The organism is Kutzneria kofuensis (assembly GCF_014203355.1).
In the GTDB taxonomy this organism is placed as follows: domain Bacteria; phylum Actinomycetota; class Actinomycetes; order Mycobacteriales; family Pseudonocardiaceae; genus Kutzneria; species Kutzneria kofuensis.
On the sequence record NZ_JACHIR010000001.1, the window covers coordinates 1,493,125 to 1,509,895 of the forward strand.

Genomic DNA, 16,771 nt, shown 5'->3' on the forward strand with positions numbered 1-16,771 from the left:
TGCGCGGCGCACCCGGTGAACGGGTGCGCCGCGCAGGGGTGAGCGGGTTCAGGAGTTCTGGGGGAAACCGAGGTTGATTCCGCCGTGCGACGGGTCGAGCCAGCGGCTGGTCACGACCTTGGTCCTGGTGTAGAAGTGGACGCCTTCCGGGCCGTAGGCGTGCGAATCGCCGAACAGCGACTGCTTCCAGCCGCCGAACGAGTAGTACGCCACCGGCACCGGGATCGGTACGTTCACGCCGACCATGCCCACCTCGACCTCGTGCTGGAACCGCCGCGCGGCCCCGCCGTCGTTGGTGAAGATCGCGACGCCGTTGCCGTACGGGTTGGCGTTGACCACTTCCACCGCATCCTCGTACGACGGCCGCCGCAGCACCGACAGCACCGGACCGAAGATTTCGTCCTGGTAGATGGACATGCCCGGCTCCACGCCGTCGAACAGCGTCGGGCCGAGCCAGAAGCCGGCAGTATCCCCGTCGATTGTATGCTGTCGACCGTCCACCACCAGCCGGGCGCCCTCGGCCACGCCCGCGTCTACATAGGACGTGACCTTGTCCCGGTGCGCGCCGGTGACCAGCGGCCCCATCTCGCTGTCCGGCTTGCGCCCGTCGCCGACCGACAACCCCGGAAGTCGCTCGGCGATCTTGGCGACCAGCTCGTCACCGATCGGATCCACCGCCACCACAACGGAAACGGCCATGCACCGCTCCCCCGCCGAGCCGAAGCCGGCGTTCACCGCGGCGTCCGCGGCCAGGTCCAGGTCCGCGTCCGGCAGCACCACCATGTGGTTCTTTGCGCCGCCGAGCGCCTGCACCCGCTTGCCGGCGGCGGTGCCGGTCTCGTAGACGTAGCGGGCGATCGGCGTGGAGCCGACGAACGAGATCGCCTTGACGTCACGGTGTTCCAGCAGCCGGTCCACCGCCACCTTGTCGCCGTGCACGACGTTGAGCACGCCGGCCGGCAGCCCGGCCTTGGCCCACAGGTCGGCGATGAACATCGACGCCAACGGGTCCTTCTCGCTGGGCTTGAGCACAACCGTGTTGCCGCAGGCGATCGCGTTCGGCACGAACCACAGCGGCACCATGGCGGGGAAGTTGAACGGCGAGATCACGCCGACCACGCCGAGCGACTGCTGGATGGAGTACACGTCCACGCGGGTGGACGCGTTCTCGCTGAAACCGCCCTTGAGCAGCTGCGGGATGCCGCAGGCGAACTCGACGTTCTCCAGCGCCCGCTGCACCTCGCCGGCCGCGTCGGACAGCACCTTGCCGTGCTCGGCGGTGATCAGCGCGGCCAGCTCGCCCTTGTTGGCATTCAACAGTTCCCGGAACCGGAACAGCACGGTCGACCGGGCCGCCAGCGACGTCTCGCGCCAGGTCTGCCACGCCCGCGACGCCGCCGCGACCGCCTCGTCGACCACGTCCACCGACGCGAAGTCCACAGTGGACGCCACGGAACCCGTTGCCGGGTCGTACACATCGCCGCGACGCTCGGCCGTGCCGGTCCAGAGCTCGCCGTCGATCCAGTGCGTGGTCATCGAGACAGCTCCTCGTTGGTGACGGCGATGGACTCGGCCAGGATCTCCAGCGCCTCGTCGGCCTCCGGCTCGGTCAGCGTCATCGGCGGCGCCAGCCGCAGCACGTTGCCGTTCAGGCCGCCCTTGCCGATCAGGAGGCCGCGCTTTCGGGTCTCCTCCAGCACTTTCACCGCCGCGCGGGCGCTCGGCTCGTCGCCGCCGGGCTCCACCAGCTCGACGCCGATCATCAGGCCCTTGCCGCGCACGTCGCCGACCACCGGGTTCTCGTCGCCGACGTGGCGCAGGCCGTTCATCAGCTTGGTGCCCAGCTTCAGGGCGTTGGCCTGCAGGTCGTGCTCGATCACGTAGTCGAGGGTGGCGTTGGCGGCCGCGGTGGAGATCGGGTTGCCGCCGAAGGTGGAGATCGAGTTGGCGGTCAGGCTGTCCATCACGTCGCCGCGGGCGACGACGCCGCCGATCGCGAAGCCGTTGCCCAGGCCCTTGGCGAAGGTCATCATGTCCGGCACGACACCGTGCGCCTGGATGCCCCAGAAGTGCTCGCCGGTGCGGCCCCAGCCGGTCTGGACCTCGTCGGCGATCAGCAGGATGCCGGTCTCGTCCAGGACCTCCTTGAACGCCTTGAACAGGCCGTCCGGCGGGGTGGTGAAGCCGCCGACGCCCTGGATCGGCTCGGCGATCATGCACGCCACGTCGCCGGCGGTGGCGGTGGCCAGCACCTCGCGCAGGTCGGCGACGCACGCCCTGATGTAGTCGGCGTCGGTGAAGTCCTTGAACGGCCCGCGGTTGCGGTTGCCGCCGTGCACGTAGCTGACGTTGACCGGGCTGAGCGAGGACGCCGACCAGCCGCGGTTGCCGGTGACGGCGATCGTGCCGAAGCCGCGGCCGTGGTAGGAGTTGCGCAGCGCCAGCACCTGGTTGCTGCGGCGGAACTGGGTGGCCAGCATCATCGCGGTCTCGTTGGCCTCGGTGCCCGAGTTGGTGAAGAACACCTTGGCGTCCGGGATGCCGGACAGCTCGGCGATCTTCTCCGCCAGCTCCACCTGCTGCCGGATCAGGTACAGCGTCGAGGTGTGCACGACGCCGTTGGACAGCTGGGCGCGGACCGCGTCGGAGATCTCGGCGATGTCGTAGCCGACCGCGTTGGTCAGGATGCCGGCGAAGAAGTCCAGGTACTGGTTGCCCTCGGCGTCGGTGACCCGGCGGCCCTCGCCGCGCACGATCTCGATCGGCTCGTCGTAGTAGAGGGCGAGCCACCCCGGTAGCACGGCCTTGTGCCTGGCGAGCAGATCAGCGTGCGCCGACATCTTTCCTCCTCTTTCTCCGCGCGTCCCGCGCGGGGCGAGGCCGCCCAACGCGGCCGATGCCTTCCCTCGGCTTTTCTCGATCGATGGACAGACTCGATCGAGAAAAGCCCGCGGTCCAGGCATCGGCGGCGGCCTCGCACGCCGGCCGAACCACTCCTGTCCCGATGTGAGTGTGCTGTCGCGGCACCATCGCCACCATGGACAACCTGTAGCGGGTTGACCGGCCTAGACTGACACTGTGTCCAAGCTGGCGAAGAGCTCGGTGTTCCCGTCCGTGTCGGACGTGCTGACCATGCCGCTGATCCGGCGCGGCCGGCCGCGGCTGGCGGCCGGGTCGGCGGGGCTGGACCGCAAGGTGCGGTGGGTGCACGTGGCCGAGGTCGCCGACATCGGGCCGCTGCTGCGCGGCGGCGAGCTGGTGCTGACCACGGGGATCGCGCTCTGCGACGATCCGGCCGAGCTCACCGCGTACATTGACGGCCTCGCCGACGCCGGCGCCAGCGGCGTGGTGATCGAGCTGGTCCGGCGGTGGACCGACGCGCTGCCGTCCGCGCTGGTCGCGGCGGCCGAACGGCGGTCACTGCCGGTCATCACGCTGGCCCAGGAGACCCGGTTCGTCGCCGTCACCGAGGCGGTGGTGGCGATGATCGTGGATGCCCAGCTGGCCGAGCTTCGGGCGGCCGAGCAGGTGCACGAGACGTTCACGGCGCTGACCGTGTCCGGGGCGGAGCCGTCGGAGGTGCTGCGCGAGGTGGCCCGGATGACCGGCGCACCCGTGGTGTTGGAGACGCTCGGTCACGACGTGCTGGCGTACGACCCGGCCGGCGGCGAGGTCGCCGAGCTGCTGGCGAACTGGGCGGAGCGGTCGCGGGCCGTCAACGTCGCCGAGCGCACGGCGTATCACCCGGACGCCGGCTGGCTGGTGACCATCGTCGGGGCGCGCGGCAACGACTGGGGGCGGTTGGTGCTGGTCAGCCCGGACGAGCCGCCGCACCGGCTGGTCGTGGTGGCCGAGCGGGCGGCGTCGGCGCTGGCCGTGAACCGGCTCGTCGCCCGTGACCGGGAGAGCCTGGAACGGCACACCCATCGCACCCTGCTCACCGAGCTGCTGGCCACCGGCGCGCCGCCGGTGGATCTCGCCACCCGGGCCGGGGCGCTCGGTGTTCCCTTGGAGGGGCGGCAACTCGTCGGCATGGCGATCCGTCCCGAGACCACGCCCTCGGCGACGCAGGAGGCGCTGCGCGACCTGGCCGAGGCCACCGCGTCAGCCGCCCGCCGCACCAAGATCCCGGCCCTGGTCGGCGGGGTCGACGACATCTCCGTGCGGGCCCTGTTGTCGTTGCCCGCACAGTCCAATGTGGACTCCTCGTTGCGGCGGCTGGCTTCTCAGATCAGGAGTTCCCCGACGGCGATCCCCGTTGTGGTCGGTGTCGGCACGACCGTCCGTTCCATCACCGACGGCCGGCGCAGCATGATCGAGGCCGCGCACGTCGCCAACGCCGCCTTGCGGTCCCCCGGCACGCGCAGCTACCACCGCCTCGACGATGTCCGGCTGCGCGGCCTGCTGCACCTGCTCCGCGAGGACGAGCGCCTCTCCGCTTTCGCCGAACGGGAGCTGGGGCCTCTGCTGGCCCGGGATGCCGCCCAGGGCAGCCGCCTGGTCGACCTGCTCCGCGTGTTCTGCGAGCACGGCGGCAACAAGTCCGCCGCGGCCGCCGCCGCGCACATGTCCCGTACCGCCTACTACCAGCAGCTCGCCCGGATCGAGACGGTTCTCGGTGTCTCCCTTGAGGATCCGGAGTCCATGCTGTCGCTCTACGTTGCCCTGCTGGCAATGGATCTTCCCTGCTAGGGTCGTTCCCCGTGGTGGAGACCTACGCGAGCGGCCCCTTTTCCGCCGAGCAGCCGACCGAGGCCCAGCGGCTGCGGATGCTGGAGCGGTTCCGCGACCCCGACACGTTCGCGATCCTGGAGTCGTTGCCGGTCAAGGAGTCCTGGCGGTGCCTGGAGATCGGCGCCGGCACGGGGTCGGTCACCCGCTGGCTCGCCGACCGCTGCTCCCACGTCGTCGCCGCCGACCTGGACGTGCGCCATCTGGAGCCCGCTGCCACCGTGTCGGTCCTCGAAACCGACATCACCGCGCATTCCTTCCCCACGGCGTCGTTCGACCTCATCCACGCCCGTGCCGTGATGTGCCACCTGCCCGCTCGGGACGAAGTGGTCGCCCGTGCCCTGGACTGGCTCGCTCCCGGCGGTTGGTTCGTCGTCGAGGACATCTACACCCTGCCCGTCGGCTCAAGCCCGTATCCCGCCATGAACGCCTACGCCAAGGCCGCCTTCGAGTCCGCCACCGCTCGCGGGGCCGACATGCAGTGGGGCACCCGGCTGCCCGGCATCATGGCCCAGCTCGGCTATGTCGACGTGCACGTGGAGACCAAGCCCCGGATGATCGGCCTCGGCGGCCTGGCCGACGACCTGTGGCGGATGAACCTGCGTCAGGCCGGCCCCCACCTCATCGCCAAGGGCCTGTTCACCCCGGAGGCCCTGGACGAGTGCCTGGCCCTCATCGACGACCCCGCGTTCGTGGACGTCCGCTACATCGGCATCTCCGTCTGGGCCCGCAAGGCCGGCTGACCCGCGTGGGCAGTCGTCGACGGTGACCTCGCGCAGCGGCTCGACGAAGTGGCGGGACCGGGCCCAGCGCGGCCCTCAGTCGAGACAGAACTCGTTGCCCTCGATGTCCTGCATCGCGATGCAGGACTCGTTGTAGCCGTCGGCGCGCAGTAGTTGCACGCGTACCGCGCCGAGCGCGACCAGTCGTGCGCACTCGGCCTCGAGTGCGGCGAGGCGCTCCTCACCCACGAGCCCGGTGCCGACCCGCACATCGAGGTGCTGCCGGTTCTTCACGACCTTGCCTTCAGGAACGCGCTGGAAGAACAGTCGCGGGCCCACACCAGTGGGATCGACGCAGGCGAACGCCGCCCCCTGGCGCTCGGCCGGCAGCGAGCGATCGAAATCGTCCCAACTGGCGAACCCCTCCGGTGGCGGCGGCACGACATACCCCAACACCTCGCACCAGAAGCGAGCGACGCGCTCGGGTTCTGCGCAGTCGAAGGTGACCTGGAACTGTTTGACCGACGCCATCGGTCCACCATAGTGGCGCGGGCTGCTCGCCGAGGCCCGAGTGTCGTCGAGGTCTCCCCACCCGACCCTATCTCCGGTGCGCCGCCAGGCGGGATTCGCTGACGGTGGCGGCGAAGCGGTCGGTGCGGGGGTCGGTCCAGACGGCGGCGACGGAGCGGAGCCAGTGGAGCTCGGACTGGCCGTCGGTGCCACCCTGGCGCACGAGGTCGAGGGGGTCGGTGGCCATGGGGACGCCGGCGGCGTGCACGGTGATGGCGACCTTGAGCCAGCACGCGGTGGTCATGGGGGCCATCAGCTCGGGCGGGACGTCGGAGACGAAAACCTCGATCTGGGCGAGGTCGGCGGGCTGGACCCAGTCGTTCATGACGAGCATGCCGTCGCGGATCTCGACGAGGCGGCGGTGCAGGCGGAGCTGGCTGTTCTGGGGTAACAGGGCGTCGACGAGCCGGGGGCGCGGCGGGTAGAGGGCGATGTGGGGAACGGCCGTGACGAGCGCCTTCCACAAGGGGTACAAGGCATTGCCGTTGCGCCAGGCGGACAGGCCCAGGAAGAACGGCACGAAGGCGGCGATGGAGCAGCCCAGGGAGACGCCGATGGTGTGCGGGGACGACACGTAGGTGCCGAAGGCGACAGCAGAAGCGTAACCACCGAAGACGGCGAAGAAGCGGCTGCAGATGAACACGAAGAAGCCGACGGAACCGATGATCAGCAGCAGCACGGGGGTCCGCACCAGCCACGAGCGGACGCGGCCGAAAGCCCGAACCAGCAACACCAACGTCGCCAGGGTGGCAACGCCTTGGTACGTAAGGTAGACGGCCCAGTACAGGTCCAGCACGGACAAGGTGCCGGGGACCGGGAAGAAGTGCGGGCGGGCCTTGCCGCCGCCGAGAGTGAAGATCACGAATGACGTGATCATCACGGCAATCGTCGCGCCGCACGAAATCCAGCGCAGCCATGGGGAGATGGACACCTCGGCGGCGCGGGCGGCGAAGGTGAGCAGCGTGGCGGCGACACCGACGGCCATCACGCTGGAGACGAGGTACTCCACGTTCGGGTCGCCGGTGACGGTCTGCAGAAAGGCGTTGGTGTCCTTCTGCAGCATGGTGATGCCGAGCGCCAGCATCAGCAGGGCGAACCACAGCGGCCGCTGGTTGCGGGAGCGCAGGGCGGAAACCCGTACGACAACGACGATCCAGCACAGATAGAGCAGGACCGTCTGAATCAGGTCAGTCACCGTCGTTGATCCCCAGAATCGTGCCGAGTCGACTGTCGGCGTCACCGAGCGCACGGGCGTGCCGGCGGGCGACCCGCTCCAGGATCAGGCTGGCCACCAGCTCCGCGTCCTTCTCCTGCCCGGTGGTGTAGCTGGTCCGCGCCAGCACCTGCCGCACCAGCCCGGAATCGACGTCGCCGGCCCGCAGCGCGTCGGTGAGCGCGGGCGGCAGGTCCTCGGTCACGTGCTCGCACAGCATGTGGCCGATCTCGTGCAGGATGATGTGCTCCTGGTGGAACCGGCTGGTTCGGTGCTCGACGAAAACGTGGTCGGCGACGTCGGTGGCGATCCACATGCCGCACGCGTTCAGCCCGGACGACGGCGGCACGTTCAGCGGGTGCACGTGCAGCGGCCGCCCGCGCTGGGCGGAGATCACGCGGCACAGGGCGTCGACGGAGAACCGCTCCGAGGTCGCGTACTGGTCGGCGATCGCGCGCAGCCGGCGCTGGTTTCTCACGGTGTCCGCCTCGTCGCCGGGGGATTCGAGCCTGTGCACCGGCGGGCACCGGTGGTACGGCGCCCGCACGGCGGGGTCAGTCATCGGCGTCGTCGAGCTTCTCGATCCGCCGGGCGCGCTCCACCAGCTCGAGGATGGCTCGCTGGCTCTGCTCGGACAGCCCGTCGGCGCGCAGCGCGATCATCCGCACGCCCTGCTGCCGCAGGCAGGCGGCCAGTTCCATGTCGGCGCTGGTGACCTCGTGGTCGAAGAAGTAGGCGGGCGGGCGGCCGAAGAACTTGGCCAGCGCCTGCAGCCGGTCGCCGGTCGGGTTGCCGCGCTGCCCGGTGCGCAGCATCCACAGGTAGCCGGTGGAGATGGACAGCCCCGTCTCGCGCCGGATCTCCCGTGCGATCGCGGCGTTGCCCGGCGGCTTGGGCAGGTCGCGCCAGCGCTCGTCGATCAGCGCGTTGATCTTGTCGGCGACGGACTCGGCCATGCCCTTCCCCCAGGTGCTCCCCCAGAAACACCGTTCACGGTATTGAACACGGAACGCGCATGTCAAGAAACGCAGCGTGTTGACAGCGGGCAACCCGACTGCAAGGCTGGCCTCGGCGTCCACCGGAATGAACAACCGCCAATGCGAGGGGTGTTCACCACGGCGGACGTCGTCACTGGGGCGATTGTCGAGCGGCAGGACGCGACCAGGGGGCGCGTCCTGCTGTGCTCACCCCAACACCCGGCCCAGATAGCCGAACGCGTCCGGCAGCACCCGCCGCCAGTAGCCGTCCGTGTGCTCGCCATGGTCGAACACCGCCGTCTCGGCGTGCGGCGCCAGCTCCCGGGCCGCGTCGTAGAACGGGTCCTCCTCGCCGCACCACACGCCGAAACGGCTCGGCAACGGATGCCGCAGCGGCTCGTACGACGACCAGTGCGCCTCATCGGCGAACGCATCGACGGTCCGGGCGTCATCCCATGATCGGAACAGCGCGGGACTCAACACCGCCGCGGGGAGCCCGGCCTGCCGGGCGTACACGAGACCGCCGAAACAGCCCATCGAGATGCCGAGCACCGCTCGCGGCTCCCCCAGCCCGGCCTCGCGCAGCCAGCCCGGCAACTCGTCCGACAACATCTTCTGCGGATCGTCGGCCGGCGAACGCGGCACCCAGTAGGAATCGCCGCCGTCAACCGCCACCACCGTCAACTTCGCCCGGGCAGCGGCCAGGAAGGCCGGCAACCCGAGCGTGACCATCCCCCGGGCGTTGTTCCCTCGGCCGTGCAGCACGACGCAGACCGGAAACCCGGTGACCGCGTTCATCGTCACGACGTCGACGGAACAGCCCCGCGCGGCCGACCGCCGCCGGGTCACGGAGACGGGAACCGGCTTCACCTCGGGCACCACCCCGTCCGGCCCGGTCCACCCCAGCAGCCGCCGCAGCCGCGTCCGCTCGACCACCGCCCCGGCGACCGCGACCGCTCCCGCCCCGCCGCCGATGAGCAGCGCACGCCTGGAAATCACGGCCAAGAGACGCCCGATCGGGCCGACGGGTTCCCAACTGAACACATTGTTCGCGGTGGCGGCCAACCATGGACAGTGTGACACTGCCCTTTCCCGCAGCCGGCACACACGATACTGACTTCTCGCTCAGGTGACGTCAGGAGCAGCCATGGCACACTCCCCGGTCCCAGTCACCCCCACCGACGGCCGCCCGTCAGACCATCGGGTCGACCTCGCCGACGACTCGGCGATCGCCGACAGCAGGTTCTCCAACCCCGAGCTGGCCCCGGTCCCGCTCGAACGGCGCACCTGGTCCACGTACAACTTCTTCGCGCTGTGGATGGGCATGGCCCACAACATCCCCAGCTACACCCTGGCCGCCTCGCTGATCGCGCTGGGCATGGACTGGGTGCAGGCGTTCGTGACGATCACCCTGGGCAACCTGATCGTGCTGGTGCCGATGCTGCTCAACAGCCACGCCGGCACCAAGTACGGCATCCCGTTCCCGGTGTTCGCGCGCAGCTTCTACGGCGTGCGCGGCGCCAACCTGCCGGCGCTGCTGCGGGCGTTCATCGCCTGCGGCTGGTTCGGCATCCAGACCTGGGTCGGCGGCGAGGCGCTGTACGTGATCGTCGGCAAGCTGGTCGGCGGCGGCTGGACGAACGCGGCGCAGCTGGGCGGCCAGCCGTGGACGCTGTGGCTGTCGTTCGCGCTGTTCTGGGTCGTGCAGATGCTGATCATCTGGCGCGGCATGGACGCGATCCGCCGGTTCGAGAACTGGACCGCGCCGCTGGTCTCCGTCGGCTTCCTGATCATGCTGACCTACGTGCTGGTCAAGGCGGGCGGATTCGGCCCGATCCTGTCGGAGCCGTCGAAGCTGGGCTGGGGCTCGGGCTTCTGGGCGGTGTTCGCGCCGTCGCTGATGGCGATGATCGCGTTCTGGTCGACGCTGTCGCTGAACATGCCGGACTTCACCCGGTTCGGCGGCAGCCAGCGCAAGCAGTTCTGGGGCCAGATCCTGGGCCTGCCGACGACCATGTCGTTCATCGCGATCGTCGCCATCCTGACCACCTCCGGCGCGGTCTCCCTGTACGGCGAGGCGATCTGGGACCCGGCCCAGCTGGCCAGCCGCTTCGACAGCCCGGTGGTGGTGATCGTCGCGCTGGTCGCGCTGGTGCTGGCGACGATCTCGGCGAACCTGGCGGCCAACGTCGTGTCGCCGTCGTACGACTTCTCCAACGCGGTGCCCAAGCGCATCACGTTCGCCACCGGCGGCCTGATCACCGGCATCCTCGGCGTGGTGATCCAGCCGTGGCGGCTGATCTCCGACCCGCACATCTACATCTTCACCTGGCTCGGCTTCTACGGCGGGGTGCTGGCGCCGGTGGCGGGCGTGCTGATCGCCGGCTACTGGCTGATCGACCGCACCCGGCTTTCGCTGCCGGACCTGTACCTGGAGAACGGGAAGTACTGGTTCACCGGCGGCTGGAACTGGCGGGCGCTGGTCGCCACGGTGATCGGCTCCGTGATCGCCGTCGGCGGCGCGTACTCCGCGCCGGGCACCGGCCCGTTCCCCGCCGACGGCCTCATCCCGTTCCTCAAGCCGCTCTACGACTACAGCTGGGTGGCCGGCCTGGTCGCCGCCTTCCTGCTGTACCTGGTGCTGACGCCGAGAACGTCGGCGACCCCAGCAGTCGCGGCGCCCACGACAACCCCGGCGACGCCGTCCAACTAGAAGGAGACCCAGTGGCACAGATCGTCCGCGCCGGCCTCGTCCAGCAACGCTGGACCGGGGACAAGGAATCGATGATCGCGAACGCGGTGGCCGCCATCGCGACCGCCGCCTCGCAGGGCGCTCAGGTCGTCTGCCTCCAGGAGCTGTTCTACGGCCCGTACTTCTGCCAGGTGCAGGACGCGGACTACTACTCCTACACCGAGCAGATCCCGGACGGCCCGACCACGCAGCTGCTGTGCGAGGTGGCCAAGCAGCACGGGGTGGTGCTGGTCGCGCCGATGTACGAGGAGGAGCAGCCCGGCGTCTACTACAACACCGCGGCGGTGATCGACGCCGACGGCAGGTACCTGGGCAAGCACCGCAAGAACCACATCCCGCAGGTGAAGGGCTTCTGGGAGAAGTTCTACTTCCGGCCCGGCAACCTGGGCTACCCGGTGTTCGACACGGCGGTCGGCCGGATCGGCGTCTACATCTGCTACGAGCGGCACTTCCCGGAGGGCTGGCGGGCGCTGGGCCTGGCCGGCGCGAAGATCGTGTTCAACCCGTCGGCGACCAGCCGCGGCCTGTCCGAGTACCTGTGGCGGCTGGAGCAGCCGGCGGCCGCGGTGGCCAACGAGTACTTCGTCGGAACGATCAACCGGGTCGGGGTGGAACCGTTGGGCGACAACGACTTCTACGGCCAGACCTACTTCGCCGACCCGCGCGGGCAGCTGGTCGGCGAGGCGGCGTCGGACACCGAGGAGGAGGTTGTCGTCCGCGACCTGGACATGGGCCTGCTGGCCGAGGTCCGCGACCTGTGGGCGTTCTACCGCGACCGCCGCCCGGACAGCTACGAATCGCTGGTGAAGCCGTGAGCATTCTGATCAAGGGCGGCACCGTGCTCAGCTCGACCGGCTCGGTGACCGCGGACGTGGTCGTCGACGGAGAGCGGATCACCGCCGTCGTGGCGCCGGACTCGTGGCCGGGCAACGCCGACACGGTGATCGACGCGACCGGCAAGTACGTGCTGCCCGGCGGCATCGACGGGCACACGCACATGGAGATGCCGTTCGGCGGCACCTTCTCGGCCGACACGTTCGAGACCGGCACGACCGCGGCGGCCTGGGGCGGCACCACCACCATCGTCGACTTCGCCGTGCAGGCCAAGGGATCCTCGCTCTTGTCCACACTGGACAAGTGGCACGAGAAGGCCGACGGCAACTGCGCGATCGACTACGGGTTTCACATGATCGTGTCGGACGTCAACGACGGCACGCTCAAGGAGATGGACGCGTGCGTCGACGCCGGCGTGAACACGTTCAAGATGTTCATGGCCTATCCCGGCGTGTTCTACTCCACCGACGGCGAGATCCTGCTGGCGATGCAGCGGGCGCGGGCCAACGGCGGCACGATCATGATGCACGCCGAGAACGGCATCGCGATCGACCAGCTGGTGGCGCAGGCGCTCGCGGCCGGGCGAACGGATCCGGTGCAGCACGGCCTGACCCGGCCGCCGGAGCTGGAGGGCGAGGCCACGCACCGGGCGATCCAGCTGGCCAAGGTCACCGGCGCGCCGCTGTACATCGTGCACCTGTCGGCGGCGCAGGCGCTGGAAGCCGTGGCCGAGGCCCGGAACACCGGCCAGAACGTGTTCGCCGAGACGTGCCCGCAGTACCTGTTCCTGTCCATCGAGGACCTGGCCAAGCCGGACTTCGAGGGCGCGAAGTTCGTCGCTTCCCCGCCGCTGCGGGAGAAGTCGCACCAGGGCGCGCTGTGGCAGGGACTGCGCACCAACGACCTGTCCGTGGTGTCGACCGACCACTGCCCGTTCTGCTTCGTGGAGCAGAAGGAGCTGGGGCGCGGCGACTTCTCCAAGATTCCCAACGGGATGCCGGGCGTCGAGCACCGGATGGACCTGATCTACCAGGGCGTGGTCGGCGGCGAGCTGACGCTGCAGCGCTGGGTCGAGGTCACGTCGACGACGCCGGCCCGGATGTTCGGGCTGTATCCCCGGAAGGGCGTCATCGCACCGGGTTCGGACGCCGACATCGTGGTGTACGACCCGTCGGCCAGGCAGACGCTGTCGGCCAGCACGCACCACATGGCCGTGGACTACTCGGCGTACGAGGGCCTGGAGATCACCGGGCGGGTCGACACCGTGCTGTCGCGGGGCCGGGTTGTTGTCGACGGCGACGGCTGGCACGGCGCCAAGGGGCACGGCCGGTTCCTGTCCCGCGAACTGAACCAGTACCTGAACTGAGAGGGCCGAGCGATGGACTTCGGCGTTGTGCTCCAGACCGATCCGCCGGCCCGGGACGTGATCGAGGCGATGAGGGCCGCGGAGGCCGGCGGCTTCCGCTACGGCTGGACGTTCGACTCGGTCGTGCTGTGGCAGGAGCCTTTTGTCATCTACTCGCAGATCCTGGCGGCGACGGAGTCGCTGGTGGTCGGGCCGATGGTGACCAACCCGAGCACCCGCGACTGGTCGGTGACGGCGTCGCTGTTCGCCACCCTGAACGACATGTTCGGCAACCGGACGGTGTGCGGCATCGGTCGCGGCGACTCCGCGCGCCGGGTGATCGGGCAGAAGCCGGCGTCGCTGGCGACGCTGGGCGAGGCGATGACGGTGATCAAGGACCTGGCCGAGGGGCGGGAGGCGACCCATCACGGCGTGCCCGTGCGGATCCCGTGGGTTCGCGACGGCAAGCTGGAGATGTGGATGGCGGCCTACGGGCCGAAGGCGCTGAAGCTGGTGGGTGAGCAGGCCGACGGCTTCATCCTGCAGACCGCCGACCCGGACATCGCCCGCTGGACCATCGGTTCCGTACGGGAGGCCGCGGTCGCCGCCGGCCGTGATCCCTCGGCGGTCACGATCTGCGTCGCCGCGCCGGCCTATGTCGGCTCCGACCTGGCGCACCAGCGGGACCAGCTGCGCTGGTTCGGCGGCATGGTCGGCAATCACGTCGCCGACCTGGTCAGCCGGTACGGCGAGGGCGGCGCGGTGCCGAAGGCGCTGACCGACTACATCCGGGGCCGGGAGGGCTACGACTACTCCCACCACGGCCGCGCCGGCAACCCGTCCACCGACTTCGTGCCCGACGACATCGTGGACCGGTTCTGCCTGGTCGGGCCGGAGTCGGCGCACGTCGAGCGGCTGGCGGAGCTGAAGGAGATCGGCGTCGACCAGTTCGCGCTGTACCTGATGCACGACGACCGCGACAAGACCCTGGCGGCGTATTCGACCTCGGTCATTCCCGCGGTCTGATTTCGTCGCGGCGGGCGGTTCCCCTGATCAGGGGAGCCGCCCGCGTTGTTTCACCCGGGCGTCGGCTATGCCCGGCCGACACCGGTGAGGATACTTCGCAATCGGCGATTTCCGTTGCACGGCAACCGATTGTGAGGACCGATGAGAGCATCGACAGCGGTGATCGCCGCAGTCGTCCTGGCCGCCTGCCCCACTCCGCCGGCGCACGCGGCCGCCGCGCCGAAAACGCTGATCACCGGTGACAGGGTCGTCGTCACAACGCCGGGGTCGACATCCCTGCGACTCGTGGTCCCACCGAAGCCGGCCGCGGCGACTCCGCACTTCCCGTTGACCACCCTGCAGATCAACGCCGTGGACATCGGCGGCCATCCGGCGGATTCCTTGGCGTACCTGGTGAACACCGACGATGTGACGAGGGAGCAGGCGCTGGTGCCGGTGGCGGGTGGCATCGGCCGCATTGCCGTGCCGGCCGGCCACTACTTCGTCCTCGCCACCTTCACCGACTACGACGCCGACGACAACCAGGTCGCGAACCGCATGGCCGTGGTCAACGACTTCACCGTCGCGCCCGCGCCGGCCGTCAACGCCGTGACGATCGACGAGCGGACCGCCACCGCGCGGACCGGCGTCACCACGCCGAAACCGGCGACGCAGGACGGCTCGATGCTCCAACTGGCCCGCCTCGACGCGGCCGGCGGCGGTGTCGGCGTCAGCCTGGCCAATCTCGGCGGCCCGAACCCGCCGCTCTACATCAGCCCGACGCCCGCGGCGGCCGTCGGCAAGCTGCACTACGTGTACCAGTGGGACGGCACCGGCGACGATTACCGATACGACGTGGCTTTCCCTTCCGACAAGGGAATTCCGGCCGATGAGGTGTTCGCCGTCAAGGCCGGGCAGCTCGCCACCGTGACCCAGCGGTTCGACGTGGACAAGCCCGGCACGGGCTCCTTCCTCAACGGCGCCACCGATCCGCTGCTGAGCCGGTTCGGGGTGGACGAGATCGGCAGCCTGGACGGTGTGCCGATGCCCCGGCAGTTCACCGAGTACCTCGGCACCGCCGACGGCGGGCAGTGGGTGCAAACCATGGCGACGCCGGACATCGCCGCCGAGTTCGACGGGGATGTCGTGACGTACCAAGCCCGACGTGACTACCAGGTCTCCTGGGGACACGGGCCGCTCGCGCCGGGCTTCGGCAACTCGCGCGATCCGTCCCCGTACTGCGCGGCGTGCACCTCGGGCAGCACGCTGGGCCTGCGTTTCAACGAGCTCAACGACAGCGTCGCCACGCACACCGGCCTGGCCTCCTCGGCCTCCGACCACATCCAGCTGTTCTGGAACGGCAAGAAGGTCGTGGACGACGAGGACACCGGTGCCGAGGCCGCTCTGCCGACCACACAAGGAGTTCTGCGCGCGGTACTGGACACCGATCGCGGCGGCGACCCATCCGTCGTCCACGCCACGACCACCCACACGGAGATGACCGTCAAGGTCACCGGGTCCGACACCCCGATGCCGCCTGGCGGCCGATGCGCGGGCGATGCCCCCTGCCGCATCCTGCCGGCGCTGGCCGTGCACTACGACCTGGACACCGACCTGACCGGGACCAACAGGTCCGTGCTGCAGGCCATGTCACTGACCGTCGGCCACCTCAGCTACAACGGTGTCGGTTCGCACGCCCGGATCGCCTCGGCGGCGGTGTCCGTGTCGTTCGACGGCAAGGCCTGGCTGCCGGCGAAGGTCGTCGGCAGCAACGGAAAGTACGTCGCGCGCTGGCAGAATCCCGGTTCCGCCAAGGGAACCAAGCCCTCGCTACGCGTGACGGCCGCTGATGTCAACGGCAACGAGATCACCCAGACCATCGCCGATGCCTACACCTGGAGCGCGTGATGAGAATCGTTCTGGCGGCGACTCTCATCGCCGCTTTGGCACCTACCCCCGCAACCGCGATCGCCGACGCCTGCCCGCCCGCGCCCGCCGGGCACGCCCACTGTCTGGCCAAGGTCCGCGCCGCCGGGCACGACGGCTACGGCCCCGCCGACCTGCGCTCGGCCTACAACCTGCCGGCCACCGGCGGCGCGGATCAGACCGTCGCCGTCGTCGACGCGGGCGACGACCCGAACGCCGAGGCGGACCTGGCTGTGTACCGGTCGGCCTACGGCCTGCCGGCGTGCACGATCGCCAACGGCTGCTTCCGCAAGGTGAACCAGCGCGGCAGCGCCGACCCGCTGCCGGACGACCAGGGTTGGGCGATCGAGATCGCGCTGGACATCCAGATGGTGTCCGCGGCCTGCCCCTCGTGCCGCGTCCTGCTCGTCGAGGCCGACGACGCCTCGTTCGCCAACCTGGCCACCGCCGTGAACACCGCGGTTCGGCTCGGCGCGACCGAGGTGTCCAACAGCTACGGCGCCCCCGAGCAGAACGGGATGCAGGACTTCCAGGCCGCCTACGGTCATCCCGGCGTGGCCGTGCTGGCGTCGTCCGGCGACGAGGGCTACGGCATTCCCAGCGTGCCGGCCGTGTTCCCGACGGTGGTCGCCGTCGGCGGCACCAGCCTGCGCCGGGCGGGCAACGGTTGGACCTAGACCGCGTGGGCCGGCGCCG

General features: G+C 69.9%; 15 protein-coding genes. 8 read left to right on the top strand and 7 right to left on the bottom strand.

From position 1 onward, the window contains the following. Positions 1–48: 48 nt before the first annotated feature. A complete protein-coding gene (locus tag BJ998_RS06770) occupies positions 49–1,536 on the bottom strand; it encodes a CoA-acylating methylmalonate-semialdehyde dehydrogenase (protein WP_184859484.1) in 1,488 nt (495 codons plus the stop codon). Beyond that, a complete protein-coding gene (locus BJ998_RS06775; protein ID WP_184859485.1) occupies positions 1,533–2,840 on the bottom strand; it encodes an aspartate aminotransferase family protein in 1,308 nt (435 codons plus the stop codon). The genes BJ998_RS06770 and BJ998_RS06775 overlap by 4 nt, the downstream gene beginning before the upstream one ends. A 262-nt stretch (positions 2,841–3,102) precedes the next feature. Between BJ998_RS06775 and BJ998_RS06780 the strand changes: the two genes are divergently transcribed. Together BJ998_RS06780 and BJ998_RS06785 are read left to right on the top strand one after the other, a co-directional pair. Then, on the top strand, positions 3,103–4,692 hold the full coding sequence (locus BJ998_RS06780; protein WP_184868483.1) for a PucR family transcriptional regulator: 1,590 nt from the start codon (positions 3,103–3,105) through the stop codon (positions 4,690–4,692). An 11-nt stretch (positions 4,693–4,703) separates the two neighbouring features. After that, the gene (locus BJ998_RS06785; RefSeq protein ID WP_184859487.1) at positions 4,704–5,474 is read left to right on the top strand and encodes a class I SAM-dependent methyltransferase; all 771 of its coding nucleotides are present in this window, start codon (positions 4,704–4,706) and stop codon (positions 5,472–5,474) included. 75 nt (positions 5,475–5,549) lie between these two features. Here BJ998_RS06785 and BJ998_RS06790 read toward each other — a convergent pair whose 3' ends face one another. The 5 genes from BJ998_RS06790 to BJ998_RS06810 form a co-directional block, all read right to left on the bottom strand. Next, positions 5,550–5,984, bottom strand: coding sequence for a VOC family protein (locus tag BJ998_RS06790; protein WP_184859489.1), 435 nt, complete (start codon positions 5,982–5,984; stop codon positions 5,550–5,552). Positions 5,985–6,051: 67 nt separating this feature from the next. Further along, positions 6,052–7,218, bottom strand: a complete 1,167-nt coding sequence (locus BJ998_RS06795) for an MAB_1171c family putative transporter (protein WP_184859490.1) — start codon at positions 7,216–7,218, stop codon at positions 6,052–6,054. Then, complete coding sequence (locus tag BJ998_RS06800) at positions 7,211–7,798, bottom strand: hypothetical protein (protein WP_184859492.1); 588 nt, start codon at positions 7,796–7,798, stop codon at positions 7,211–7,213. Before BJ998_RS06800 ends, BJ998_RS06795 begins: the two co-directional genes overlap by 8 nt. Then, on the bottom strand, positions 7,791–8,192 hold the full coding sequence (locus BJ998_RS06805; protein ID WP_184859494.1) for a helix-turn-helix domain-containing protein: 402 nt from the start codon (positions 8,190–8,192) through the stop codon (positions 7,791–7,793). Before BJ998_RS06805 ends, BJ998_RS06800 begins: the two co-directional genes overlap by 8 nt. Before the next feature lie 228 nt (positions 8,193–8,420). After that, a complete protein-coding gene (locus BJ998_RS06810) occupies positions 8,421–9,212 on the bottom strand; it encodes an alpha/beta hydrolase (protein WP_184859496.1) in 792 nt (263 codons plus the stop codon). A gap of 148 nt (positions 9,213–9,360) precedes the next feature. Between BJ998_RS06810 and BJ998_RS06815 the strand changes: the two genes are divergently transcribed. From BJ998_RS06815 to BJ998_RS47180, 6 genes are all read left to right on the top strand, one after another. After that, a complete protein-coding gene (locus BJ998_RS06815) occupies positions 9,361–10,926 on the top strand; it encodes an NCS1 family nucleobase:cation symporter-1 (protein ID WP_184859497.1) in 1,566 nt (521 codons plus the stop codon). 11 nt (positions 10,927–10,937) lie between these two features. Beyond that, positions 10,938–11,780 carry a nitrilase-related carbon-nitrogen hydrolase gene (locus tag BJ998_RS06820; RefSeq protein ID WP_184859499.1) on the top strand — a complete coding sequence of 281 codons (843 nt, stop codon included), beginning with the start codon at positions 10,938–10,940 and terminating at the stop codon, positions 11,778–11,780. Beyond that, complete coding sequence (hydA, locus tag BJ998_RS06825) at positions 11,777–13,165, top strand: dihydropyrimidinase (RefSeq protein WP_184859501.1); 1,389 nt, start codon at positions 11,777–11,779, stop codon at positions 13,163–13,165. Before BJ998_RS06820 ends, hydA begins: the two co-directional genes overlap by 4 nt. Positions 13,166–13,177: 12 nt before the next feature. Next, positions 13,178–14,170, top strand: coding sequence for a TIGR03842 family LLM class F420-dependent oxidoreductase (locus BJ998_RS06830; protein ID WP_184859503.1), 993 nt, complete (start codon positions 13,178–13,180; stop codon positions 14,168–14,170). Positions 14,171–14,311: 141 nt separating this feature from the next. Then, on the top strand, positions 14,312–16,057 hold the full coding sequence (locus tag BJ998_RS06835) for a hypothetical protein (RefSeq protein WP_184859505.1): 1,746 nt from the start codon (positions 14,312–14,314) through the stop codon (positions 16,055–16,057). Then, entirely contained in the window at positions 16,057–16,752 is a 696-nt protein-coding gene (locus tag BJ998_RS47180; RefSeq protein ID WP_246488536.1) for a S8/S53 family peptidase, read from the top strand. Before BJ998_RS06835 ends, BJ998_RS47180 begins: the two co-directional genes overlap by 1 nt. Positions 16,753–16,771: the final 19 nt, after the last annotated feature.